The organism is Oleiphilus sp. HI0043, assembly GCF_001634935.1.
This window is the reverse complement of the sequence record NZ_LWEY01001182.1, coordinates 1-785: the sequence shown is the minus strand read 5'-3', so window position 1 is coordinate 785 and position 785 is coordinate 1. Positions and strand designations below refer to the sequence as shown.

At 47.8% G+C, this 785-nt stretch carries 1 protein-coding gene; it reads right to left on the bottom strand.

What is annotated here, in order from left to right; translation table 11 throughout:
• Positions 1-785: aspartate-semialdehyde dehydrogenase (asd, locus tag A3729_RS13650; RefSeq protein ID WP_068633997.1), on the bottom strand; the 785-nt coding region annotated here is incomplete at both ends.

The window sequence follows — 785 nt, the reverse complement described above, 5'->3', positions numbered from 1 at the left end:
TGATCACCTACAGTAAACGCTGAAATATACTCCGGCCCCATTGTAAGCTTACGAATACGACCAACAGGAATGCTTAGCGTACCAGTTACTTCAGTAGGTGTAAGCTCATTAATCGTTTGCTCACGATCATTCGGAATAACCTTAACCCAGTCGTTCGCCTTCGCTAATTTTTGCTCAATCTCTTCCACTGAAATATCTTTCTTCAGCTTGATCGTTAAGGCCTGGCTATGACAACGCATTGCGCCAATACGCACGCACAGGCCGTCAATAGGGATCGGTGTGTCTTCAATGCCTAGTATTTTGTTTGTCTCGGCGCCAGCTTTCCACTCCTCCCTGCTTTGCCCTGAAGGTAGCTGGGTATCGATCCAAGGAATCAGGCTACCCGCAAGCGGCACACCGAATTGGTCTTTTGGAAACTCATCAGAACGCAGCCTTTCAGCGACCGCTTTGTCGATATCAAGGATTGCGCTTGCAGGGTCTGATAGTGGATTAATTACAGTATTATGAATATCACCCATCTGCGAGATTAGTTCACGCATATGCTTGGCACCAGAACCTGAAGCTGCTTGATAAGTCATGGGTGAAACCCACTCAATCAAGTCTTCAGCAAACAAACCACCTAGCGCAATCAGCATTAAGCTGACCGTACAGTTTCCGCCAACGTAGTTCTTAACGCCTGATGCCAGGCCTTTATCGATCACGTCACGGTTAACAGGATCGAGCACGATAATCGCTTGATCATCCATACGAAGCGCAGAAGCTGCGTCAATCCAGTAGCCGTCCCA